The 22,463-nt window shown below is 72.4% G+C and carries 18 protein-coding genes; 9 read left to right on the top strand and 9 right to left on the bottom strand.

From position 1 onward, the window contains the following. Positions 1-113 precede the first annotated feature (113 nt). On the bottom strand, positions 114-3,872 hold the full coding sequence (gene metH / locus ABLM29_RS01220) for a methionine synthase (RefSeq protein ID WP_349711649.1): 3,759 nt from the start codon (positions 3,870-3,872) through the stop codon (positions 114-116). Between the two features lie 173 nt (positions 3,873-4,045). On the opposite strand from metH, the gene ABLM29_RS01215 reads away from it, so the two are divergent. Next, entirely contained in the window at positions 4,046-4,897 is an 852-nt protein-coding gene (locus ABLM29_RS01215) for a PAC2 family protein (protein WP_502889132.1), read from the top strand. Positions 4,898-4,905: 8 nt separating this feature from the next. On the opposite strand, the gene mshC is transcribed toward ABLM29_RS01215, so the two are convergent. The 4 genes from mshC to ABLM29_RS01195 form a co-directional block, all read right to left on the bottom strand. Next, positions 4,906-6,141 carry a cysteine--1-D-myo-inosityl 2-amino-2-deoxy-alpha-D-glucopyranoside ligase gene (gene mshC, locus ABLM29_RS01210; protein ID WP_349711646.1) on the bottom strand — a complete coding sequence of 412 codons (1,236 nt, stop codon included), beginning with the start codon at positions 6,139-6,141 and terminating at the stop codon, positions 4,906-4,908. Positions 6,142-6,229: 88 nt separating this feature from the next. Then, positions 6,230-6,970, bottom strand: coding sequence for an SCO1664 family protein (locus tag ABLM29_RS01205; RefSeq protein WP_349711644.1), 741 nt, complete (start codon positions 6,968-6,970; stop codon positions 6,230-6,232). A gap of 16 nt (positions 6,971-6,986) precedes the next feature. Further along, positions 6,987-7,532, bottom strand: a complete 546-nt coding sequence (locus ABLM29_RS01200; protein ID WP_349711642.1) for a DUF3090 domain-containing protein — start codon at positions 7,530-7,532, stop codon at positions 6,987-6,989. 35 nt (positions 7,533-7,567) lie between these two features. Then, positions 7,568-8,299 (bottom strand): histidine phosphatase family protein, encoded by a 732-nt coding sequence (locus ABLM29_RS01195; protein ID WP_349711640.1) that lies wholly within the window; start codon positions 8,297-8,299, stop codon positions 7,568-7,570. A gap of 46 nt (positions 8,300-8,345) precedes the next feature. On the opposite strand from ABLM29_RS01195, the gene ABLM29_RS01190 reads away from it, so the two are divergent. Then, positions 8,346-9,323 carry a magnesium and cobalt transport protein CorA gene (locus ABLM29_RS01190; RefSeq protein WP_349711638.1) on the top strand — a complete coding sequence of 326 codons (978 nt, stop codon included), beginning with the start codon at positions 8,346-8,348 and terminating at the stop codon, positions 9,321-9,323. A gap of 21 nt (positions 9,324-9,344) precedes the next feature. On the opposite strand, the gene ABLM29_RS01185 is transcribed toward ABLM29_RS01190, so the two are convergent. After that, positions 9,345-10,187 (bottom strand): undecaprenyl-diphosphate phosphatase, encoded by an 843-nt coding sequence (locus ABLM29_RS01185; RefSeq protein WP_349711636.1) that lies wholly within the window; start codon positions 10,185-10,187, stop codon positions 9,345-9,347. A 71-nt stretch (positions 10,188-10,258) separates the two neighbouring features. Here ABLM29_RS01185 and ABLM29_RS01180 point away from each other — a divergent pair, with 71 nt between their 5' ends. Genes ABLM29_RS01180 through ABLM29_RS01170 form a run of 3 tightly spaced genes read left to right on the top strand, consistent with a single transcriptional unit; the run spans position 10,259 to position 12,292 of the window. Continuing rightward, positions 10,259-11,212, top strand: coding sequence for an aldo/keto reductase (locus ABLM29_RS01180; RefSeq protein ID WP_349711634.1), 954 nt, complete (start codon positions 10,259-10,261; stop codon positions 11,210-11,212). A 29-nt stretch (positions 11,213-11,241) separates the two neighbouring features. Beyond that, entirely contained in the window at positions 11,242-11,448 is a 207-nt protein-coding gene (locus ABLM29_RS01175) for a DUF5703 family protein (protein WP_349711633.1), read from the top strand. 40 nt (positions 11,449-11,488) lie between these two features. Further along, positions 11,489-12,292: an alpha/beta hydrolase gene (locus tag ABLM29_RS01170; RefSeq protein ID WP_349711631.1), complete on the top strand. Its 804-nt coding sequence runs from the start codon at positions 11,489-11,491 to the stop codon at positions 12,290-12,292. Positions 12,293-12,310: 18 nt separating this feature from the next. Here the strand turns inward: ABLM29_RS01170 and ABLM29_RS01165 are convergent, their stop codons facing one another. After that, a complete protein-coding gene (locus ABLM29_RS01165; RefSeq protein ID WP_349711630.1) occupies positions 12,311-13,648 on the bottom strand; it encodes a M20/M25/M40 family metallo-hydrolase in 1,338 nt (445 codons plus the stop codon). 207 nt (positions 13,649-13,855) lie between these two features. Here ABLM29_RS01165 and ABLM29_RS01160 point away from each other — a divergent pair, with 207 nt between their 5' ends. Further along, positions 13,856-14,530 (top strand): M23 family metallopeptidase, encoded by a 675-nt coding sequence (locus tag ABLM29_RS01160; protein ID WP_349711628.1) that lies wholly within the window; start codon positions 13,856-13,858, stop codon positions 14,528-14,530. Positions 14,531-14,566: 36 nt separating this feature from the next. Here ABLM29_RS01160 and ABLM29_RS01155 read toward each other — a convergent pair whose 3' ends face one another. Continuing rightward, the gene (locus ABLM29_RS01155) at positions 14,567-15,928 is read right to left on the bottom strand and encodes a TrpB-like pyridoxal phosphate-dependent enzyme (RefSeq protein WP_349711626.1); all 1,362 of its coding nucleotides are present in this window, start codon (positions 15,926-15,928) and stop codon (positions 14,567-14,569) included. Positions 15,929-16,099: 171 nt separating this feature from the next. Continuing rightward, on the bottom strand, positions 16,100-17,170 hold the full coding sequence (locus tag ABLM29_RS01150; RefSeq protein ID WP_349711624.1) for a M4 family metallopeptidase: 1,071 nt from the start codon (positions 17,168-17,170) through the stop codon (positions 16,100-16,102). Between the two features lie 114 nt (positions 17,171-17,284). On the opposite strand from ABLM29_RS01150, the gene ABLM29_RS01145 reads away from it, so the two are divergent. The 3 genes from ABLM29_RS01145 (at position 17,285) to pflB (ending at position 22,457) form a co-directional block, all read left to right on the top strand. Then, entirely contained in the window at positions 17,285-18,241 is a 957-nt protein-coding gene (locus ABLM29_RS01145; protein ID WP_349711623.1) for an NAD(P)-dependent alcohol dehydrogenase, read from the top strand. Positions 18,242-18,359: 118 nt separating this feature from the next. Beyond that, a complete protein-coding gene (locus tag ABLM29_RS01140; RefSeq protein ID WP_349711621.1) occupies positions 18,360-20,117 on the top strand; it encodes a SulP family inorganic anion transporter in 1,758 nt (585 codons plus the stop codon). An 81-nt stretch (positions 20,118-20,198) separates the two neighbouring features. Continuing rightward, complete coding sequence (gene pflB, locus ABLM29_RS01135; RefSeq protein WP_349711619.1) at positions 20,199-22,457, top strand: formate C-acetyltransferase; 2,259 nt, start codon at positions 20,199-20,201, stop codon at positions 22,455-22,457. The last annotated feature ends 6 nt before the right edge of the window (positions 22,458-22,463 follow it).

Genomic DNA, 22,463 nt, shown 5'->3' with positions numbered 1-22,463 from the left:
TGGTTTCGAGGCTCGCTTCGCTCGCACCTCAACCACCGGAGCCGGCTCGCTTCGCTCGCACCTCAACCACCGGAGCCGGCTCGCTTCGCTCGCACCTCAACGACCGGCAGGGCTCAGTCCTCGGGGTCGTAGCCCAGGTTCGGCGAGAGCCACTTCTCGGCCTCGGCCACCGTCCAGCCCTTCCGCTCCGCGTAGTCCTCGATCTGGTCGCGACCGAGGCGGCCGACGACGAAGTACTGCGCGTCGGGGTGGCTGTAGTAGAGGCCGGAGACCGAGGCGCCCGGCCACATCGCCATGTGGTCGGTCAGCTCGATGCCGGTCGACGCCTGCACGTCGAGCAGGTCCCAGATCGTCAGCTTCTCGGTGTGGTCCGGGCACGCCGGGTAGCCGGGCGCCGGACGGATGCCCGAGTAGCGCTCGGCGATCAGGTCGTCGTTGGAGAGGTCCTCCCCCGCCGCGTGGCCCCAGAACTCGGTGCGCACGCGCTGGTGCAGCCGCTCCGCGAACGCCTCGGCCAGGCGGTCGGCCAGCGACTCCAGCAGGATCGCCGAGTAGTCGTCGAGGGCGTCCTTGAACGCCTGCACCCGCTCCCCGAGCCCGATGCCGGCGGTCACCGCGAACGCGCCGACCCAGTCGTGCCCGCCGGCGTCGGTGCCGATCGGCGCCACGTAGTCGGCCAGCGACCGGTTCGGGATGCCCCCGCGGTGCTGGCCCTGCTGGCGCAGCTGGAAGAGCGTCGCACGCTCCTGCGAGCGCGTCTCGTCGGTGTAGACGACCACGTCCTCGCCCGTGCTCGCGGCCGGGAGCAGGCCGTAGACGCCCTGGGCGGAGATCCACTGCTCGGCGATGATCGTGTCGAGCATGGCCTGCGCGTCGTCGTACAGCTTGCGGGCGGCCTCGCCGCTCGCCGGGTTGTTGAGGATGTCGGGAAAGCGCCCCTTCATCTCCCAGGCGTTGAAGAACGGCTGCCAGTCGATGAACTCGCGCAGCTCGGCCAGGTCGTAGTCCTTCAGCACATGCACGCCGGGACGCGCGGGCTGCGGCGGCGCGTAGCCGTCCCACTCGATCGGGCTGCGGTTCGCGGACGCCTCGGAGAACGCCAGCTGCGGCCGCTCGGTCTTGTTGGCGTGCCGGGCCCGCAGGGCGTCGTAGTCGGCCTGCACGTCGGCCATCAGCGCCGGACGGCGCTCCTCGGAGAGCAGCGACGCGACGGTCGGGACCGAGCGGGAGGCGTCCTTGACCCACACCACGGGCCCGTCGTACTTCTTGTCGATCTTGACCGCGGTGTGGGCGCGCGAGGTGGTGGCGCCGCCGATCAGGAGCGGTACGTCGAGGCCGACCCGCTGCATCTCCGCGGCGAACCCGACCATCTCGTCGAGGCTCGGGGTGATCAGGCCGGAGAGGCCGATGACGTCCGCGCCCACCTCGGCGGCGGTGTCCAGGATCCGCTGCGCCGGCACCATCACGCCGAGGTCGATCACCTCGTAGTTGTTGCACTGCAGCACGACGCCGACGATGTTCTTGCCGATGTCGTGGACGTCGCCCTTCACCGTGGCCAGCACGATCGTGCCGTTGCTGTCGCTCTGCGCGGCCAGTGCCGGGTCGTTCGCCTTCTCCTCCTCGATGAAGGGGATCAGGTAGGCGACGGCCTTCTTCATCACGCGGGCCGACTTCACCACCTGCGGCAGGAACATCTTGCCCGCGCCGAAGAGGTCGCCGACCACGTTCATGCCGGCCATCAGCGGGCCCTCGATCACCTCGATGGGGCGGCCGCCGCGCTCGGCGATCTCGGCGCGCAGCTCCTCGGTGTCGGCCTCGACGTGCGCGTCGATGCCCTTCACCAGGGCGTGCGTGATCCGCTCGGCCACCGGCAGGGCGCGCCACTCCTCGGCGGCCGCCTCCTCGACCTTGCCGCTGCCGCGGTGCTGCTCGGCCAGCTCGAGGAGCCGCTCGGTGGCGGCCAACGAGTCGTCGGTCCGGTTCAGCACGACGTCCTCGATGGCGTCGCGCAGCGCGGGGTCGATCTGGTCGTAGGTGACCAGGGCGCCGGCGTTGACGATGCCCATGTCGAGCCCCGCGGCGATCGCGTGGAACAGGAAGACCGCGTGGATCGCCTCGCGCACCGGGTTGTTGCCGCGGAAGCTGAAGGAGACGTTCGAGATGCCGCCGGAGACCTTCGCGCCGGGCAGGTTCTCCTTGATCCACCGGGTCGCCTCGATGAAGTCCAGCCCGTAGGAGGCGTGCTCCTCGATGCCGGTGCCGACCGCGAAGACGTTCGGGTCGAAGATGATGTCCTCGGCCGGGAAGCCGACCTCGTCGACGAGGATCCGGTAGGCGCGGGCGCAGATCTCCTTGCGCCGCTGCAGGTTGTCCGCCTGCCCGTTCTCGTCGAACGCCATGACGACCGCCGCGGCGCCGTACTTGCGGCACAGGCGGGCCTGCTCGACGAACTTCTCCTCGCCCTCCTTGAGCGAGATCGAGTTCACGATCGCCTTGCCCTGGACGTTCTTCAGGCCGGCCTCGATGACCTCCCACTTGGAGGAGTCGACCATCACCGGCACCCGCGAGATGTCGGGCTCGGCGGCGATCAGCTTCAGGAAGCGATCCATCGCGGCGACGCCGTCGATCATGCCCTCGTCCATGTTGACGTCGATCACCTGCGCGCCGTTCTCGACCTGCTGGGCCGCGACCGACAGCGCGGTGTCGTAGTCGCCGCCCTTGATCAGGTTGCGGAACCGGGCCGAGCCGGTGATGTTGGTCCGCTCCCCGACGTTGACGAAGAGCGAGTCATCGGTGATCGCGAACGGCTCCAGCCCCGAGAGCAGCATCGACGGCGCCGCGGCCCCGGGCCGGCGGGCGGGCTCGTCCTCCACGGCGGCGGCGATCGCGGCGATGTGGTCGGGCGTGGTGCCGCAGCAGCCGCCGACCAGGTTGACGAAGCCGGCGCTCGCGAACTCCGAGACCACCGCGGCCGTCTGCTCCGGCGTCTCGTCGTACTCTCCGAAGGCGTTGGGCAGCCCCGCGTTCGGGTAGGCGGAGACGAAGGTGTCGGCCACGCGCGCCATCTCGGCGATGTAGGGCCGCATCTCCTTCGCGCCCAGCGCGCAGTTGAGTCCCACCGCGAGCGGGCGGGCGTGCCTGACCGACGCCCAGAAGGCCTCGGTCACCTGGCCGGACAGGGTGCGGCCCGAGGCGTCGGTGATCGTGCCGGAGATGATCACCGGCCACCGGCGACCTGTCTCGGCGAAGAGGGTCTCGACCGCGAAGATCGCGGCCTTGGCGTTCAGGGTGTCGAAGATCGTCTCGATCAGCAGGACGTCGGCACCGCCGTCGACCAGGCCGCGCCCGGCCTCGACGTACGCCGCCACCAACTCGTCCCACGAGACGTTCCGCGCGCCCGGGTCGTTGACGTCGGGGCTGATCGAGGCGGTACGGGTGGTCGGGCCGAGCGCGCCGGCGACGTACCGCTTGCGGCCCGTCTCGGCGGCCACCGCGTCCGCGGCCTCGCGGGCCAGGACGGCGGAGGCGTGGTTCAGCTCGTAGGCCAGGTCCGCCATGCCGTAGTCGGAGAGGGAGACCGCGTTGGCGTTGAACGTGTTGGTCTCGATGATGTCGGCGCCTGCCTCGAGGTACTCGCGGTGGATGCCGGCGATGATCTGCGGCTGGGTCAGCGTGAGCAGGTCGTTGTTGCCGATCAGGTCGCTCGGCCAGTCCGCGAACCGCTCGCCGCGGTAGCCGGCCTCGTCGGGGCGGTCCCGCTGGATCGCGGTGCCCATGGCGCCGTCGATGATCACGATCCGCTCGCGCAGCAGCGCCGCGAGCTCGTCGGTGGCGTCGGGGCGCCAGGCGGCCGCTCCCTGGGACTCAGTCATTCCAATTCCTTCCTCAGCGGGAAGGCGTCCTTGATCCACGGTGGGAGACCGAGCGTGGCGGTCGGGGAACGCCCTTCCGTTGCAACGCCTCTCGGCTGCGGGCAAGTCTACGGCAGCCGGTTCCGCGTCCCTGCCCGGTTCCGGTCCGCGACCCGTCTAGGCTCGTAGGTGTGATGGAGATCGACGAGGTTCCCGACCTGGAGCGGCCGGTGGTCATCGCGGCCTTCGAGGGCTGGAACGATGCGGCAGAGGCGGCGAGCGGCGTCGTGGACCACCTGATGGACGTCTGGGACGCCAAGGTGGTGGCGGCGATCGACCCCGAGGACTACTACGACTTCCAGGTGAACCGGCCCTCGGTCGGCCTGGACGACAACGGCTTCCGCAAGCTCACCTGGCCGAGCACCCACGTGGCGGTGGCCTCGCCGCCCGAGCTCGACCGGGACGTCATCCTGATCCGCGGGATCGAGCCGAACATGCGCTGGCGGGCCTTCACCGCCGAGCTGCTCGCGGCGGTCGACGACCTGGGCGCCGAGCTGGTGGTCACGTTCGGGGCGCTCCTGGCCGACTCCCCGCACACCCGGCCGATCCCCGTCACCGGTACGGCGACCGAGCCCGAGCTGATCGACCGGCTCTCGCTGACCGAGTCCACCTACGAGGGGCCCACGGGCATCGTCGGGGTCGTCCAGGACGCGTGCGTGCGCCTCGACCTGCCGGCGGTCTCGTACTGGGCCGCGGTCCCCCACTACGTCGCCCAGCCGCCGTGCCCCAAGGCGACGCTGGCGATGCTCGGCCACCTGGAGGAGCTGCTCGGCACCAGCATCCCGCTCGGCGACCTGCCCGAGGAGGCGCGCGCCTGGGAGCGCGGCGTCGACGAGCTGGCCGGGGACGACGAGGAGATCGCCGACTACGTCCGGTCCCTGGAGGAGTCGCGCGACACCGCCGACCTCCCGGAGGCGTCCGGCGAGGCGATCGCCCGGGAGTTCGAGCGTTACCTCAAGCGGCGCGGCGGCGACGCGAACGACTGATCGGCGGGTCAGACGGTCAGGCCGAGGGCGGCGTCGAGGACCGGGAGCAGCGTGGCCGCGGCGTCCGGGTCGGAGGTGTCGGCCAGGCCGTCGGTGCCCAGCGTCGCGGCGGCCCAGGCGTCGACCGCAGCGGTCGCCCGCGGCGCGTCGAGGTCGTCGGCCAGTGCCGCGAGCACCTCGGTCACCACCGGCCCCGCCGCGGCGCCGGCGCCGAGCGACAGCGCGCGACGCCACGTGGCCAGGTCGTCGACCGCCTGCCACAGCTGGTCGTCGGTCCACTCCCAGTCGGTCCGGTAGTGGTGGCGCATCAGCGTCAGCCGGACGGCCATCGGGTCGATGTCGCTGTTGCGGAGCGCGGAGACGAAGACCAGGTTGCCCAGGGACTTCGACATCTTCTCGCCGCCGTAGGCGACCATCCCGGCGTGCGAGTAGACGCGCGCGAACGGCTCCCCCGAGACGACCTGCGTGTGGCCGGCGCACATCTCGTGGTGCGGGAAGACCAGGTCGCTGCCCCCGCCCTGGACGTCGAAGGCCCCGCCGAGGTGCTCCAGCGCGATCGCCGCGCACTCGATGTGCCAGCCGGGCCGGCCCGGCCCGAAGGGGCTCTCCCAGGACGGCTCGCCCGGACGCTCGCCCAGCCAGACGACCGGGTCCAGCGGGTCCTTCTTGCCGGCGCGGTCCGGATCCCCGCCGCGCTCGCCGAAGAACCGCAGCATCGTCTCGCGGTCGTAGTTGGACTCGCGGCCGAACGCCGGGTCGGCGGAGACGGCGTAGTAGAGGTCGTCCTCGACGCGGTAGATGGCGCCCGCGGCGTCGAGGCGCTGGATCAGGTCGATGACCAGCGGGATCGACTCGACGGCGCCGACGTACTCGGCCGGCGGCAGGATGCGCAGCGCCTCCATGTCCTGCCGGAAGAGCTCGGTCTCCCGCTCGGCGAGCTCCACCCAGTCCACGCCGACCTTGTCGGCGCGCTCCAGCAGCGGGTCGTCGACGTCGGTGACGTTCTGGACGTACCGCACCGGGTGGCCCGCGGTGCGCCAGGCCCGGTTGAGCAGGTCGAACGCGAGGTAGGTGTTCGCGTGGCCGATGTGCGTGGCGTCGTACGGGGTGATGCCGCAGACGTAGAGGCGCGCCGTTCCCGTGGGGGTGGCGGTCACCCGGCCCTGGGTCGCGGTGTCGTGCAGCGACACCTCGGGGCCGGTGACGGCCAGGGTGGGGATCTCGGCCGAGGTCCATGCGCGCATGCCGCCGATGCTAGTCACCGGACCGGAGGACCACCGCGACGGGGCCGCACCCGGCGCTCCCCCGGGGTCGCCGCGAAGCGCCCCGGTGTCAGAACGGCGGCCACGGGATGGAGGGCCACCCGGCCCCGGCCCGCGGCAGCGCGCCGCGCTCCACGAGCAGCTCCGCCCGCCGCCGCGCCGCCTCGATCTCGTGATCGACGAGGAGGTCGGCGAGCCGGTCGCCGAGGTCGCCGCCGAGGGCCTCGGCCACCCGCGTGACCACGGCGCACTCGTCCCGCGCGAGCGACGAGCCCGCCCACCCCCAGAGCACGGTGCGGAGCTTCGGCTCGTGGTGGAAGGTCAGGCCGTGGTCGACGCCGTAGCGGCTGCCGTCGGGCATCGCGAGCACGTGACCGCCCTTCCGGTCGGCGTTGTTGGCGATGACGTCGAAGACGGCCATCCGCCGCAGCGCGGCGGAGTCCTCGTGGACCAGGGTGATCGGGCGGTCGAGCTCGTCGAGACCCTCGACGACCGGCAGCCATCCAGCCGGCACCTCACCCTCGGGCACGAGCGTGACGGGCTCCTGCTCGGGGTCCACCTGCTGCCACTCCTGCAGCATCCCGAGCCCGTGCGGACCCTCCCCCAGCCAGGTGCGCGGCACCAGGTCCCAGCCGGTGGCCTCCGAGAGCAGGTAGGCCGCGACCTCGCGGTCGGCCAGCGTGCCGTCGGGGAAGTCCCACAGCGGCCGCTCGCCGGCCACGGGCTTGTAGACGACCTCGGTGCCGTCGAGGTCGGCGAGGAAGGTGGCGTTCGACGCCGGCATGATCCGGCCGCGCAGCGTCAGTCCCATGCCGTGTCCCCCTGGCTCACGGATCGCGGCGCTTGAACCCGTTGGCGCGGACGCAGAGATGGCCCTCGGCGTCGATCGGCTGGCCGCAGAACGGGCAGGTCGGCCGGCCGGCCTCCAGCACCCGCTCGGCCCGCTGCACGAACGCCCGCGCCTGGCCGGGCTCGAGGCGCACGACCAGCATCTCCTCGGGCTCGGTCTCGTCCTCGAGGTCCTCGCCGAGCCGGAACACCTCGATCACGACCCGCTCGTCCGACGGGTCCCACGACAGCGTCATCGTGCCGGCGCGGAACTCCTCGTCGATCGGCTGGTCCAGCGGTCCGTCGTCGACCATGCCGAGCGGCGCCATCGCGGGCACGACGCTCTGGGTGGTCGCCTCCGCCATCACCTGGTCGAGCAGCTCGTCGACCCGCTCGGCGAGCGCGGCGACCTGCTGCTTCTCCAGTCCGACGCTGACAAGGCGGGCGTCCTCGCGCGCCTGGAGGAAGAACGCGCGCTGGCCGGGCTCGCCGACGGTGCCCGCGACGAACCGCTGCGGGGAGTCGAATCCGTGCACGATCGCCATGACGCTCAGCCTAGGGGGCGGCCCCACCCCCGGGACTACCCGGCGTCTCCGGCGGGCTCGGGTCCCGCGCCGCCGCCGACCTCGGCGTCACCGGCCTTCCGACGGCGCCGTGCGCGCGGCGGCGGGGCGAGCCAGCCCAGGTCGCCGGCGTGGGTGTTGGTGCCGAGCACGAACGGTCGCTCGGCGGTGTAGCGGACCACGGAGATCGACGCCGGGTCGACGTGGACCCGCTGGAACAGGTCGAGGTGGAGCCCGAGCGCGTCGGCGAGCACGGACTTGATCACGTCGCCGTGGCTGACGGCGACCCAGACCGCGTCGGCGCCGTGCTGGTCCGTGATCGCCGCGTCCCGGCGCCGTACCGCTGCCACCGCCCGCTGCTGCATCTGCACCAGCGACTCGCCGCCGGGGAAGGCCGCGGCCGAGGGTTGGGCCTGGACCGTGCGCCAGAGCTTCTCCCGCGCCAGCTCCTTCAGCGGGCGGCCCTGCCAGTCGCCGTAGTCGCACTCCGCCAGCGCGCGGTCGGTGGTGGCCCGCAGCGACCGCCCCGCGTCACGCTGCGCGGAGAGCACCGCCTTGGCGGTCTGGCGGCACCGCTCCTGCGGGCTGGTGACGACCGCGGTCAGCGGCACCCCGGCGAGTCGCTCGGCCGCTCGGGTCGCCTGCCTCTCGCCGGTCTCGTCGAGCAGCACGCCGGGGAGGCGTCCGGCCAGGATGCCGGCGGCGTTGGCGGTGGTGCGGCCGTGCCGCACCAGGATCAGGGTGGCCACGGTGCGCGAGCCTAGCCGTGGGTACTCCAGCCGCTACCTTGATCGGGTGATCGTCGACAGCGCGGTGTACCGCAACGGCGCCCGGGTGGAGGTCGACTGCCACCGGCACGACTACACGACGCTCCGGGCGGCGGCGACCGAGCCCGGCGACTTCGTGTGGGTCGGCCTGTACGAGCCCAGCCACATCGAGCTCGACACCGTCGCCGAGGCGTTCGACCTGCACCCGCTCGCCGTCGAGGACGCGGTCACCGCCCACCAGCGGCCCAAGCTGGAGCGCTACGAGTCCGGGCTGTTCCTGGTCCTCAAGACCCTCTGGTACGTCGACGCGGACGACGCCGTCGAGACGGGGGAGATCAATCTCTTCGTCGGTCGCGACTACGTGATCACGGTCCGGCACGGTCGCGGGTCCCCGCTCCGCGACGCCCGGCACGCGCTCGAGGCGCGGCAGGCGGTGCTCGACCACGGGCCGTCGGCGGTGGTCTACGCGGTGTGCGACGTGGTCGTCGACGCCTACACCGCGGTCGTCGCCGACCTGCAGACCGACGTGGACGAGGTGGAGACGTCCGTCTTCAGCGACCGACGCACCAAGGACTCCGGCCGGATCTACACGCTCAAGCGGGAGCTCGCCGAGGTGCGCCGCGCGGTGATGCCGCTGCGCGAGCCGATGCGGCGCTTCGCGACCGGCTCGGTGCCCTTGGTGGAGGAGTCGTCGGCGCCGTTCTTCCGCGACGTCAGCGACCACCTCGCCCAGGCGGCGGAGGAGATCGACACGCTCGACGCGCTGCTCTCGTCCGCCTTCGACGCGCACATGGCGGCGATCGCCGTCCAGCAGAACGACGACATGCGCAAGATCTCCGCCGGCATCGGCCTGGCCGCCGTGCCGACGCTGATCGCGGGCTTCTACGGGATGAACCTTCCCCTGCCGTTCCCGCAGTCACCCGCGAGCACCCTGATCGCGATCGGCCTGATGGTCGCCTCGATCCTGGCGCTGTGGATCTTCTTCAAGCGCTCCGGCTGGATCTGACCCGGTCGCGCCGCCACCGGTTCAGGGGGTGAGCACGCCGCCGGCGAGGAGGCTGAGCACCGCCGCGCCCAGCACCACCCGGTAGATCACGAACGGGCGGTAGGAGTGCGTGGAGACGTAGCGCAGCAGCCACGCGATCGCGGCGTACCCGACCAGGAAGGAGACGATCGTCGCGGTGATCGTGGGTCCCCAGCCGTACGCCGCCTCGCCGGGTGCCGCCTCGCCGACGTGGGAGATCTCCTGGAGCTCGAACAGCCCGGCGCCGACGACGGCGGGGATCGCGAGCAGGAAGGCGAACCGGGTGGCCGCGGCGCGGTCGAAGCCGAGGAACCGGCCCATCGAGATGGTGGCGCCGGAGCGGGAGACCCCGGGGATCAGCGCGCACGCCTGTGCCACGCCCATCAGCAGCGCGTCGCGGAGGCGGAGGTGCTTGATCTCCCGATCGGTGCGGCCGACGCGGTCGGCGATGCCCAGGATCACACCGAGGACGATCAGGGTGGTGCCGATCACCCACAGGTTGCGGAAGTCGGACTCGATGACGTCCTTGAGCAGGATGCCGAGGATCACGATCGGCAGCGAGCCGAGGATCACGTACCAGCCCATCCGGGCGTCGAGCGTGCCGCGGTGCTCGGGCTTGAAGAGCGAGAGGACCCAGGCGCGGGCGATCCGCCAGATGTCGCGCCAGAAGTAGAGCAGCACCGCGACCTCGGTGCCGATCTGGATCACCGCGGTGAACGCCGCGCCCGGATCTCCCCACCCGAAGAGCTCGGGGAAGATCCGCAGGTGCGCGCTGCTGGAGATGGGGAGGAACTCGGTGAGTCCCTGGAGGACGCCGAGGAAGATCGCCTGGAGGTACTCGACCACGAGGGGTGATCCTAGGCCGTGGCGGCGTGCCCAGTCGGAGGTCCCTGGGATCGGCCGCTACCTTGTGCCCCATGCAACAGCGGTACGTCGGCTCCAGCGGCCTCCGGGTGTCCCGACTGGGCCTCGGCACGATGACCTGGGGCAAGGACACCGACGAGCACGAGGCGCGCGACCAACTGGTCGCGTTCGTCGAGGCCGGCGGCACCCTCGTCGACACCGCGGCGGGCTACACCGACGGTCGCTCCGAGGCGCTGATCGGGAGCCTGCTCGGCGACGTGGTTCCGCGCGACGAGGTCGTGCTCGCGACGAAGGCCGGGATCTGGCGGCGCGGCGGCGACCGTGCCACCGACACCTCCCGTGGCGCCCTCCTGCGCGGCCTGGACACGTCGCTGCGCCGGCTGGGGACCGACCACGTGGACCTGTGGCAGGTCCACATCTGGAGCGACGACGTGCCGCTCGAGGAGACCCTCGGCGCTCTGGACCACGCGGTGTCGAGCGGCCGGGCCGCCTACGTCGGCGTCTCCAACTTCACCGGTTGGCAGACCGCCCAGGCCGCCACCTGGCAGCGAGCCGTGCCGGGGCGCGCCCCGCTGATCTCGTCCCAGATGGAGTACTCGCTGGTGAACCGCCGGATCGAGCACGAGGTGCTGCCGGCGGCGGCCGCGATGGGCATGGGCCTGCTCCCGTGGTCGCCGCTGGGCCGCGGCGTGCTGACCGGGAAGTACCGGGGCGGCACGCCGTCGGACTCCCGCGGCGCCTCGCAGTCGTTCTCCTCGTTCGTCGAGGCCTACCTGGACGAGCGCAGCCGCGGGATCGTGGAGGCCGTCTGCCGGGCCGCGGACGGGCTGGGGTGGTCCCCGCTGGAGGTCGCGCTGGCATGGGTGCGCGACCAGCCGGGCGTGACGGCCCCGATCGTCGGCGCGCGCACGGCGGCGCAGCTCAAGGCGGTGCTCGGGGTGGAGGACCGCGTGCTGCCGCCGGAGATCCGGTACGCCCTCGACGACGTGTCCGACGGCGCTCGGTGACCCGGCCCCCGACGATGCCGCGACCGAGCTTGCTGAGGGGGCTCGGGCGGGCCGTCGAGTGGGAGTTCGACCGGGTCACGTTCGACCGGGACTTCTCCCGCGGCGCAGTGGCGAGGATGCTCGTCGAGCGCGCCGAGCACGGCGGCTGGGAGCTGGACCGGGTCCAGATCGGGCCGGACGGGAAGCGGCGCGTCGTGCTGAGGCGCAAGATCATCCGGGCGGTCCGCACCGCCTGATCGCCCTCCGCACGAGGCCGTGTCCCACTAGCGTGTGGACATGCGTCTGACGCGCCGCGGGGCGCTGCTGGGGACCGGTGGCGTGGCGGCGACAGGGCTGCTGGGTGTGGCGACCCTCGAGGCGGCGCCGTGGCGGATGCGCCGGGCGCTCGGCCTGACGCCGGATCCCTACATCCCGGACGCCGAGGAGGGCGTCGTCGAGCTGACCACGGTGAGCTCACGCGCGCTGGGCGCCGACGTCGACCTGTTCACCGCGGTGCCGGCGGGCCACGGCGACGGCGCCGGGCTTCCCGTGGTCGTGGTCATGCACGGCGCCAGCGCGTCCGCGGCGGAGTTCCGCGGGTTCGGGTTCGGGCGCTTCGTGACCGCCGCCGTGGCGGCGGGTGCGCCGCCGTTCGTGCTCGCCGGCACCGACGACGGCCCGTACGGCTGGGTCCCCGGCGCCGGGGTCGACCCGTTCACGATGCTGCGGGACGAGCTCCCGGGGTGGCTGGGCGAGCGCCGGTTCGACGTCTCGCGGCGCGCGGTCTGGGCCTGGTCCCGCGGCGGCTACGGCGCGCTCCGCCTGGCCCTGGACACCCCGCAGTGGGCGCGCTCGTGGGCGCTGTTCAGCCCCGCGGTCGCCGACGACGACCCGGCGCTGACCGACCTCTCCCGGCTCGCGGGCGCCCGGACGGCCCTGTGGTGCGGCACCGGCGACCAGTTCTACGACGACGTCTGCGCCGTCGCCGACCGGCTGCCGACGCCGCCGGAGGTCCAGACCTACACCGACGGCGGTCACACCCGCGTCTTCTGGAACGACCACACGGTCGAGGCGCTGACCTGGCTGGCCGGCTCGCTCTGACACCGGTACGCCGGGCGCTCAGACCTCGCCGAGGAACCGGTCCATCACCCGGGCTCCGAACTCCAGCGCGTCGACCGGGACGCGCTCGTCGACCCCGTGGAACAGCGCCGTGAAGTCGAGGTCCGCCGGGAGCCGCAGCGGCGTGAACCCGTAGGTGCGCATGCCCAGCCGGCCGAAGTGCTTGGCGTCGGTGCCCGCACTCATCAGGAAGGGAGCGACCAGCGCGTCGGGGTCCTCGGCGACGAGGCTGCGCGTCATCGCGTCGACCACGGCGCCGTCGTACGGCATCTCCCAGGGTGGCTGGCGGCTCACGAACTCCGTGGTGACGTCGTCGCCGATGAGCTCGGCGAGCGTCGCGAAGAACTCGTCCTCGTAGCCCGGGAGGAAGCGTCCGTCGACGTGGGCGGTGGCCTCGCTGGGGATCACGTTCACCTTGTAGCCGGCGTCGAGCATCGTCGGGTTCGCGGAGTTGCGCAGCACCGCGCCCAGCATCCGCGTCGCGCTGCCGAACTCCTCCATCAGCGCCACGGCGTTCTCGGGCGTCGCCTCCTCGCCGACCACCTCGCCGACCGTCGCCAGCAGCGTGCGCATGGTCGGGGTGAGCCGCAGCGGCCACTCGTGGGCGCCGATCCGTGCGATGGCGGAGGCGAGCCGGGTCACCGCGTTCTCGTCGTTGATCATCGAGCCGTGCCCGGCGCGGCCGCGCGCGGTGAGCCGCATCCACGCCATGCCTCGTTCGGCCGCCTCGATCAGGTAGAGGCGCTGGCCGCGCACGGTCGTGCTGAAGCCCCCGACCTCGCCGACCGCCTCGGTGCACCCCTCGAACAGCTCCGGCCGGTCGCGGACGAGCACCTCGGCCCCGTGGTGGCCGCCAGCCTCCTCGTCGGCCGTGAAGCAGAGCACGACCGGGCGGGCGGGTGCGCGTCCGGCGGTCTGCCGCGCACGGACCACGGCGAGCACCATGGCGTCGAAGTCCTTCATGTCGACGGCGCCGCGACCCCACACGTAGCCGTCCTGGACCTCGCCGCTGAAGGGGTCCACTGTCCAGTCCTCCGCGGCGGCGGGCACCACGTCGAGGTGGCCGTGCACCAGCAGTGCGTCCTCGCGCTCGCCGTCGCCGCCCCAGCGGGCGACGACGTTGGCCCGCCCGGGGGCGGTCTCGATGATCTCGGCGGGTACGCCGACCTCCTCCAGCCGCGCGGCGACGTACTCGGCCGCCCTGCGCTCACCGGGGCCGTCGGCGCCGCCGTAGTTCGAGGTGTCGAAGCGGATCAGATCCCGGCACAGGTCCACCACCTCGGCGGCCGGATCGGCGTGCTCGACAGGGGCGCGGTCTGCGTCGTGGGCCACATCCATGCGCTCATCCTTCCACGCCGGGCGCAAGCCCCGGACGGTGTGAGTTCGGTCGCACAATTCGCGGATCTGAGCGGGGCCGTCGGCGCCGACAGGTGACCGGCGCCACAGATTGCGTTCCGAGGAATTGGGGTATCCGGCCCGATTTTGGCGCACTGGATCGCGGCGCCCGTGACAGCGGGCACTGTAACGAACGAAGGAATCAGACCTGTGACGCCCCTGCTCAAGACCCTGCGCAAGGCACTTGTCGTGCCGTCGCTGGCCGGGTTGATGCTGGCTGGTGCGTTCCTGATGCCGGAGCCTACAGCAGCCGCTCGGGAGCGCTTGAGGGTGGTCCCCGTGGCCGCCACCGTGGAGATCGCACGCAACGCCGAGCTCGAGCCCGAGCGTCGCCAGGCGCTGCGGCCGGTCCGCACCGTCATCCAGCGCCCCGCCCTCCGCCCGGCTCCCGAACCCGTCAAGAAGGTCGCGCGGCCCGAGATCGCGCCCGTGACGGCCGTGCTCCCCGTGACCGGGTACCGACTGACCGGACGCTTCGGCAACGCGGGCTCGATGTGGTCCTCGACGCACACCGGCCTCGACTTCGCCGCGCCGCTGGGCACGCCGGTGCGCGCGGTCGTCTCCGGCCGCGTCGAGTCGGCCGCGTACGCCGGCGCCTACGGCCTGCGGGTGTCGGTCGTCGACGCCGAGGGAAGGACCTGGTGGTACTGCCACCTGTCCGCCTCGTCCGTCCAGATCGGCCAGCAGCTCTCCGCCGGCGACGTGCTCGGCTCCCTCGGCTCGACCGGCAACTCGACCGGTCCCCACCTGCACCTGGAGATCCGCCAGGGCGACGTCCCGGTCAACCCGGAGACGCTGCTGCCCTCGCTCGGCGTCCAGCCCTGACGCGCCGGCGGGCGCGGAGACCGGCCCGCCGCCTGCTCAGCCCGCGACCACCGGGACGCCGGCCAGTGCGGCCGCGAGGTCCGCGTCCGACAGCGGGTCGTCCTCGAGGCGCCCGCCCAGGTAGCTCTCGTAGGCCCCGAGCTCGAGCAGGCCGTGGCCGGACAGGCCGACCACGATCACCGGCTCCGTGCCGGCCTCGGCGGCGGCGAGCGCCTCGCGGCGGGCCTGGGCGAGCGCGTGGGAGGACTCCGGGGCGGGGACCACGCCCTGGGTGCGTGCGAACTCGACCGCGGCGGCGAAGCACTCGCTCTGGTGCAGCGAGGTCGCCTCGATCAGCCCCTCGGCGTACACGTGCGAGACCAGCGGCGCCATCCCGTGGTAGCGCAGCCCGCCGGCGTGGATCGGCGAGGGCACGAAGTCGTGTCCCAGGGTGTGCATCTTCATCAGCGGCGTGAGCCCGGCGGTGTCGCCGAAGTCGTAGCGGTACTCACCACGGGTCAGCGTCGGGCACGAGGCAGGCTCGACGGCGAGGATCCGCGGCGCCTGCCGCCCGGCCAGCTTCTCCCCCAGGAACGGGAACGCCAGGCCGGCGAAGTTGGACCCGCCGCCCGCGCAGCCGACCACGAGGTCGGCGCCGTCCTCACCGGCGTCCGCGAGCTGGGCCAGCGCCTCCTGGCCGATCACCGTCTGGTGCAGCAGGACGTGGTTGAGCACCGAGCCGAGGGCGTACTTGGTCGCCTCGTCCTGCGCGGCGACCTCGACCGCCTCGGAGATGGCGATGCCCAGCGAGCCGGGGTGACCCGCGGCGAACGCCTTGCCGGCCTCCGTCATCGTGCTCGGCGAGCGGTGGACCCTGCCGCCGAAGACCTCGATCAGGGTGCGGCGCTGAGGCTTGGTGTCGTACGACGCCCCGACCTGCCACACCTCGCACTCGACGCCGAACAGGGCGCTGGCGTAGGAGAGCGCGGTGCCCCACTGGCCGGCACCGGTCTCGGTCGTGAGCTTCGTGATCCCGTTGAGCGCGTTGTAGTAGGCCTGCGGCACGGAGGTGTTGACCTTGTGCGAGCCGGCCGGCGAGACGCCCTCGTACTTGTAGTAGATCCGGGCGCCGGTGCCGAGCTTCTCCTCCCAGCGACGGGCCCGCACCAGCGGGGAGGGTCGGTACTGGGCGTACACCTCGCGCACCGGTTCGGGGATCGCGATCATCCGCTCCGCGGAGACCTCCTGCGCGATCAGCTCCGGCGGGAACAGCGGCGCCAGGTCGTCCGGGCCGACGGGCTCGTGGGTGCCCGGGTGCAGCGGCGGGGGCGGCGGCACCGGCAGGTCGGCGACGACGTTGTACCAGTGCGTCGGCACCTCCGTCGTCCCCAGCGTGCTGGTGCCCTGCTCGTCGCCCATCGGTGCTCCTCGGTGTCGGTGGTCCGTCCGTGCGGAGCGTGCAGCCTAGCGGCGCCTCCGGTCGCCGGTTGGCACGTTTCACCAGAGAGACGGGACGGGTCCCCGGCGGCCCCGGGCGCGCAGCCGGTCGGGGAGCCGCGCGTGCGGCTCCCCGACCAGGGGGAGGGCTCGTCAGCCGACGCCGACCTCGTGCCACGCGCCGCGGACGACCTGGGTGGCGCCCTTGTGCACGGCACCGGCCTTCACCAGGATCCGGGCCGACTCCGCGGTCTGGGCGGCCGCGTGCGCGAAGTTGGCCTTGGGCTTGAGGAAGTTGAGCGCGTGGTACCAGATCCTGGCCGCGACCAGGGTGTCCCCGAGCTCGGTGGCCACGCGGAAGAAGACCCGGTTCGGGATGCCGGAGTTGATGTGCACCCCGCCGTTGTCGGCGTTGCCGGTGTAGCGGTCGGCGTAGTGCGCCGGCTGCGGGTCCTGGCCGAGGATCGGGTTGTCGTAGGCCGTGCCCGGGTAGCGCATCGAGCGCAGGGCCTCGCCGTACAGCTCCGGACCCATGATCTCGTCGCCGATCAGCCAGTCCGCGTCCTCGGGTCGCTCGCCGGCCGCCCACTGCGTGATCGCCGTGCCGAAGACGTCGCTGAAGTGCTCGTTGAGCGCGCCGGACTCGCCCTGGTAGACGAGGCCGGAGGCGTGCTGGGTCACGCCGTGGGCGAGCTCGTGGGCCACGACGTCGAGGGACCGGGCGAAGCCGCTGAAGATCACGCCGTCGCCGTCGCCGAAGGTCATCTCGTCGCCGTCCCAGAAGGCGTTGTTGTAGTCGGTGCCGAAGTGCACGTTGAGCACCAGGTCGAGGGCGCGGTTGTCGATCGAGTTCCGGTTGAGGGTGTCCTTGAAGAAGCCGCGCACCAGGCCCGCGTTGTCGTAGGCGTTGATGACGTCGGCGTCCTTGGTCTCGGGACCACCCTCCGGTCGGACCAGCGTGACGCGCTGGTTGTTGGTGTTGCCGCTGTCGTAGACCTCGCGGCGGGAGGTGCCGGTGGCGGGCGGCGCCAGCGGCTGCACGGCCTCCTCCGCCTCGGCCTTCGCGGCGGCCTCGTCGAGGACCCCGGCGCGCCGGTCGCGTGCCGCGCCGGTGAGGTCGGCCTGGGTCTGGTCCATCGAGGGCGCCTCGGCGCTCTCGACGAGCGCCGACTCGACGTACGGCGGCACGTAGAAGCAGTGCGTACGGGCGACTGTGGTGGTCATGATGCCTCCTGGGTAGATGAGTCGCTGGAACGTCATCCCTAGGAGCCGCGGGGTGGCGCGGTTGATACATCCGAGGTTACGCCGCGAGCATGGGGTCATGACTGGGGAGATCTCGTGAGAGCCGTCGCCTACGACCGCTACGGCCCGCCCGACGTGCTGCGCCTGGTCGACCTGCCCGAGCCGGAGCCCGGACCGGGCCAGGTCCAGCTCCGGGTGGCGGCGACGTCGGTCAACCTCAGCGACTGGGAGACCCTGGTCGGCTCCCCCGCCTACTCCCGGATCGGCGGCCTGCGCGCCCCGCGCCGGCGGGTGCTCGGCTCGGACATCGCCGGACGGGTCACCGGCGTCGGTCCCGGCGTCTCCGGCTTCGCCGTCGGCGACGAGGTCTACGGCGACAACCTCGACCTGAAGGGCGGCTTCGCCGAGTACGCCGTCGCGCCGGTCTCCGCGCTCGCCCACCGCCCCGACGGGCTGAGCGCCGTCGACGCCTCGACGATCCCCCAGGCCGCCGCCATCGCGCTCCAGGGGACCGCGACGGCGACCGCCGGCAGCCGGGTGCTGATCAACGGCGCCGGCGGCGGGAGCGGGACCTTCGCCGTCCAGCTCGCCAAGCGGGTCGGCGCGCACGTGACGGGCGTCGACAACGCCGGCAAGCTCGACTTCATGCGCTCGCTGGGCTGCGACGAGGTGATCGACTACCGCAGCGACGACTACACCCGCGGCCGGCCGCCCTACGATCTGATCCTGGACATGGTCACCGGCCGGTCGGTCTTCGCCTACCGCCGCGCGCTGGCCCGGGGCGGGCGGTACCGGTGCAGCGGAGGTCCGGTGCGGGCGCTGCTGCGGGTGGCCACCGTCGGCGCGGCGGCGGGGCTGCTGACCGGGCGGCGGATCGGGATGCTGATCGTCAGGGAGGGCCCGGAGCACTTCGAGCCCATCGCCCGGCTCTGCCTCGACGGCGAGGTCACGACGCGCGTCGACCGCGTGCTGCCGCTGGAGGAGACGGCCGACGCGCTGGCCCGGGTCGGCCACGGGCGTGCGCTCGGCAAGGTGGTCGTCGTACCGGGGTAGGGCGTGCCTGATCGGCCGGGCTACCCAGTCTGGCGGTGTACGCCGACCGCTCGCGGTGGTCTACTCCCGTTAACGCAGACCGCCGCAAGGCGCATACCCGGACGAACGGAGCGTGGGAGTGGCGCCGGAAACCACCACCCACCGCCTGGACGCGGTCGGCCGCGTCCTGCCGGGCGTGGCCGGCCTGCGCAGCTATCGGCCCTCGCTGTTCGGCAAGGACCTCGTCGCCGGTCTGGTGATCTCGACGCTGCTGGTCCCCCAGGGCATGGCCTATGCCGAGCTGGCCGGCCTGCCCGTCATCACCGGCCTCTACACGACGGTGCTCGGGCTGATCGGCTACGCGCTCTTCGGGCCGTCCCGGGTGCTGGTCCTCGGTCCGGACTCGGCGCTCGGCCCGATGATCGCCGCGACCGTGCTCCCGCTCGCCCTCGCGAACGGCGATCCGCAGACGGCCGTCGCCTACGCGTCCGTGCTCGCGCTGATGGTCGGCGCCATCACGGTCCTGGCGGGGCTGTTCAAGCTCGGGTTCGTCGCGGACCTGCTCTCCCGGCCGACCCAGGTCGGCTACATGAACGGCCTCGCGATCACAATCCTGATCGGCCAGCTGCCCAAGCTGTTCGGGTTCTCCGTCGACGGCGACAACCTCCTCAGCGAGATCACCGGTTTCATCCGGGCCGTGGCCGAGGGCGAGACCGTCGCGCCCGCGCTGGCGATCGGCACCGGCTGCCTCGTCCTGATCCTCGTCCTGCAGCGCCTCTGGCCGGTGTTCCCGGGGGTGCTCGGCGCCGTGGTGCTGGCGATCGCGGCGGTCGCGGCCTTCGACCTCGGCGACCGCGGGGTCGCGGTGGTCGGCGAGCTCCCGGCCGGGTTCCCCCCGTTCGAGATCCCGACCGTCCCGCTCGCCGACCTGACGGTGCTGTTCGCCGGCGCGCTCGGCATCGCCCTGGTCTCCCTCACCGACACGATCTCGACGGCCAGCGTGTTCGCCCGCAAGACCGGGGCGGAGGTGGACGGGGACCGCGAGATGGTCGGCGTCGGCGCCGCCTCCGTCGCCGCCGGGCTGTTCCAGGGGTTCCCGATCAGCACCAGCAGCTCGCGGACCGCCGTCGCGTTCCAGGCGGGTTCGCGGACCCAGGTCACGGGCCTCGTCGGCGCCGCCGCCGTGACCGTCATGCTGGTGGCCGCGCCCGGGCTGCTGCGCGACCTCCCGCAGCCGGCGCTGGCGGCCGTCGTGATCGCCGCGTCGCTCTCGCTCGCGGACATCGCGAGCCTCCGGCGGCTGCGCCGCCAGCGCCGCTCGGACTTCGTGCTGGCGCTGGTCGCGTTCCTCGGCGTCGCCGTGCTGGGCGTCCTGCCCGGCATCGCCGTGGCGGTCGGCCTGTCGATCCTCAACGTGTTCCGCCGGGTGTGGTGGCCGCACCAGGCGCTGCTCGGGCGCTCGGGCGATCTGCGCGGGTTCCACGACTCGGCGTACCGGACGACCACCCAGCACCTGCCGGGGCTCGCCATCTACCGCTTCGACGCACCGCTGCTGTTCGCGAACGCCCGCACCTTCCGCGACCAGGTGCAGCGCATCGCCTCCCTCGATCCGCGGCCGCGCTGGATCGTGGTCGCCGCCGAGCCGATCACCGACGTGGACACGACCGCGGCCGACATGCTCGAGGAGCTCGAGGAGGAGCTCGACGACGCGGGCACGCTCCTGGTGTTCGCCGAGCTGAAGGACGCGGTCCGCGAGAAGGTGCAGCACTACGAGATCGCCCGCACCCTCCCGACCGAGCGCTTCTTCCCGACCATCCATGCCGCGGTCGACGCCTACGAGCGCGCGCAGGGTGCCTCGTGGGAGCCGGGGCCCGGCCCCTACGACCTGGACGAATGACCGCGCCGCGGGCGGAGTGATGGCACCGCGGCCATCGCCAGCCCTCGCTCACCCGTCGTAGCGTTGTCCCAGGAGGCGCTCATGACCAGTGATCGGGTAGCGGAGCACGCCGGGACGGACGCCTGGGAGGGATTCGTCGCCGGACCATGGCGGTCGGCGATCGACGTCGCCGACTTCGTCCGGACCAACCGCACGCCGTACGACGGCGACGCGTCGTTCCTCGTCGGCCCGACCGACCGCACGACGGCCGTCTGGAGCGCGATCAGCGCACTCTTCCCGGAGGAGCGCGAGCGCGGCATCTACGACGTCGATCCCGCCACACCGGCCGGGATCACCGCCTTCGAGCCCGGCTACATCGACCGGGAGAGGGAGCTGATCGTCGGCCTCCAGACCGATGCGCCACTCAAGCGGGCGATCATGCCCAACGGCGGGCTGCGCATGGTCGAGTCCGGGCTGGCGGCGTACGGCTACGAGGTCGATCCGGGCGTGCGCGAGACCTTCACCAAGTACCGACGCACCCACAACGACGGCGTCTTCGACGCCTACACCGCGCAGATGCGCGCGGCGCGCAAGGCCGCGATCATCACCGGCCTCCCCGACGCCTACGGGCGCGGCCGGATCATCGGCGACTACCGGCGCGTGGCGCTCTACGGAGTCGACCACCTCATCGCGGACAAGAGGCGCGACCGCGCCGGCATCGACGACGTGCCGTCCACCGACGACGTCATCCGCGACCGCGAGGAGCTGGCCGAGCAGGTCCGGGCGCTCGGCGAGCTGAAGGAGATGGCGGCCTCCTACGGCTACGACATCTCGGGGCCCGCCCGCACCGCCCGCGAGGCGATCCAGTGGCTCTACTTCGGCTACCTGGCGGCGGTGAAGGAGCAGAACGGCGCGGCGATGTCGCTGGGCCGCACCTCCTCCTTCATCGACGTCTACCTGACCCGCGACCTCGCCGCCGGCGCCCTCGACGAGGCCGGTGCGCAGGAGCTGGTCGACGACCTCGTCATCAAGCTGCGGATCGTGCGCTTCCTGCGCACCCCGGAGTACGACGCGCTCTTCTCCGGCGACCCGACGTGGGTGACCGAGGCGATCGGTGGGATGGGCGCGGACGGCCGGACGCTGGTCACCCGGACCAGCTTCCGGTTCCTGCAGACCCTCTACAACCTCGGACCGGCACCCGAGCCCAACCTGACCGTGCTCTGGTCCCCGTCCCTGCCCGAGGGGTTCAAGCGGTTCTGCGCGCAGGTGTCGATGGACACCAGCGCGATCCAGTACGAGTCGGACGACCTGCTGCGCGACAGCCTCGACGACGACGCGGCGATCGCCTGCTGCGTCTCCGGCATGCGGGTCGGCAAGGACATGCAGTTCTTCGGTGCGCGGGTCAACCTCGCCAAGTCGCTGCTGTACGCCATCAACGGCGGCCGCGACGAGATGAGCGGCGAGCAGGTCGCTCCGCCGACGCCGCCCATCACGGACGACGTGCTCGACTACGACAGCGTGCTCGCGGCCTATGAGCGGACGCTCGACTGGCTGGCCGGTGTGTACGTCGACGCGCTCAACGTCATCCACTACATGCACGACAAGTACTCCTACGAGCGCATCGAGATGGCGTTGCACGACTACCCGGTGCACCGGTTCATGGCCTGCGGCATCGCGGGGCTGTCGGTGGCCACCGACAGCCTCTCGGCGATCAAGAACGCGACGGTCCGGGTCCAGCGGGACGAGACGGGTCTCGCCGTCGGGTACGACGTCGAGGGCGACTTCCCGTCGTACGGCAACAACGACGACCGCGCCGACGACATCGCCGTCTGGCTCGTCGGCGCCTTCATGGACCGCATCCGCCGGCACCCGACCTACCGGGACTCGGAGCACAGCCAGTCGGTGCTGACGATCACCTCGAACGTCGTCTACGGCAAGGCCACGGGTTCGACTCCCGACGGCCGCAGGGCCGGGGAGCCGTTCGCGCCCGGCGCGAACCCGATGAACGGGCGCGACCGGCGCGGCGTGGTCGCCTCGGCGCTGTCGGTCGCCAAGCTGCCCTACGACGCGGCGCGCGACGGCATCTCGCTGACCACCACGATCACGCCCGCCGGGCTCGGGCGGGAGCGCGAGGAGCGGATCGGGAACCTGGTCGGCGTGCTCGACGGATTCTTCGACGCCGGCGGCTTCCACATCAACGTCAACGTGCTCGACCGGGCCACGCTCGAGGACGCGATGGCGCACCCGGAGGACTACCCGCAGCTGACGGTCCGGGTCTCCGGCTACGCGGTGAACTTCGTGAAGCTGACGCCCGAGCAGCAGCGCGACGTCATCTCGCGGACCTTCCACAAGGGGATGTGACCGTGC

It is taken from the genome of Nocardioides sp. YIM 152588 (assembly GCF_040191335.1).
Classification (GTDB): Bacteria; Actinomycetota; Actinomycetes; order Propionibacteriales; family Nocardioidaceae; genus Nocardioides.
This window is presented reverse-complemented; position numbering and strand designations above follow the sequence as displayed.

Excerpts from the sequence above, each read along its gene's own strand:
- metH (WP_349711649.1), bottom strand. The coding sequence starts at position 3,872 with ATGACTGAGTCCCAGGGAGCGGCCGCCTGGCGCCCCGACGCCACCGAC.
- ABLM29_RS01215 (WP_502889132.1), top strand. The coding sequence starts at position 4,046 with ATGGAGATCGACGAGGTTCCCGACCTGGAGCGGCCGGTGGTCATCGCG.
- mshC (WP_349711646.1), bottom strand. The coding sequence starts at position 6,141 with ATGCGCGCATGGACCTCGGCCGAGATCCCCACCCTGGCCGTCACCGGC.
- ABLM29_RS01205 (WP_349711644.1), bottom strand. The coding sequence starts at position 6,970 with ATGGGACTGACGCTGCGCGGCCGGATCATGCCGGCGTCGAACGCCACC.
- ABLM29_RS01200 (WP_349711642.1), bottom strand. The coding sequence starts at position 7,532 with ATGGCGATCGTGCACGGATTCGACTCCCCGCAGCGGTTCGTCGCGGGC.
- ABLM29_RS01180 (WP_349711634.1), top strand. The coding sequence starts at position 10,259 with ATGCAACAGCGGTACGTCGGCTCCAGCGGCCTCCGGGTGTCCCGACTG.
- ABLM29_RS01170 (WP_349711631.1), top strand. The coding sequence starts at position 11,489 with ATGCGTCTGACGCGCCGCGGGGCGCTGCTGGGGACCGGTGGCGTGGCG.
- ABLM29_RS01165 (WP_349711630.1), bottom strand. The coding sequence starts at position 13,648 with ATGGATGTGGCCCACGACGCAGACCGCGCCCCTGTCGAGCACGCCGAT.
- ABLM29_RS01155 (WP_349711626.1), bottom strand. The coding sequence starts at position 15,928 with ATGGGCGACGAGCAGGGCACCAGCACGCTGGGGACGACGGAGGTGCCG.
- ABLM29_RS01150 (WP_349711624.1), bottom strand. The coding sequence starts at position 17,170 with ATGACCACCACAGTCGCCCGTACGCACTGCTTCTACGTGCCGCCGTAC.
- pflB (WP_349711619.1), top strand. The coding sequence starts at position 20,199 with ATGACCAGTGATCGGGTAGCGGAGCACGCCGGGACGGACGCCTGGGAG.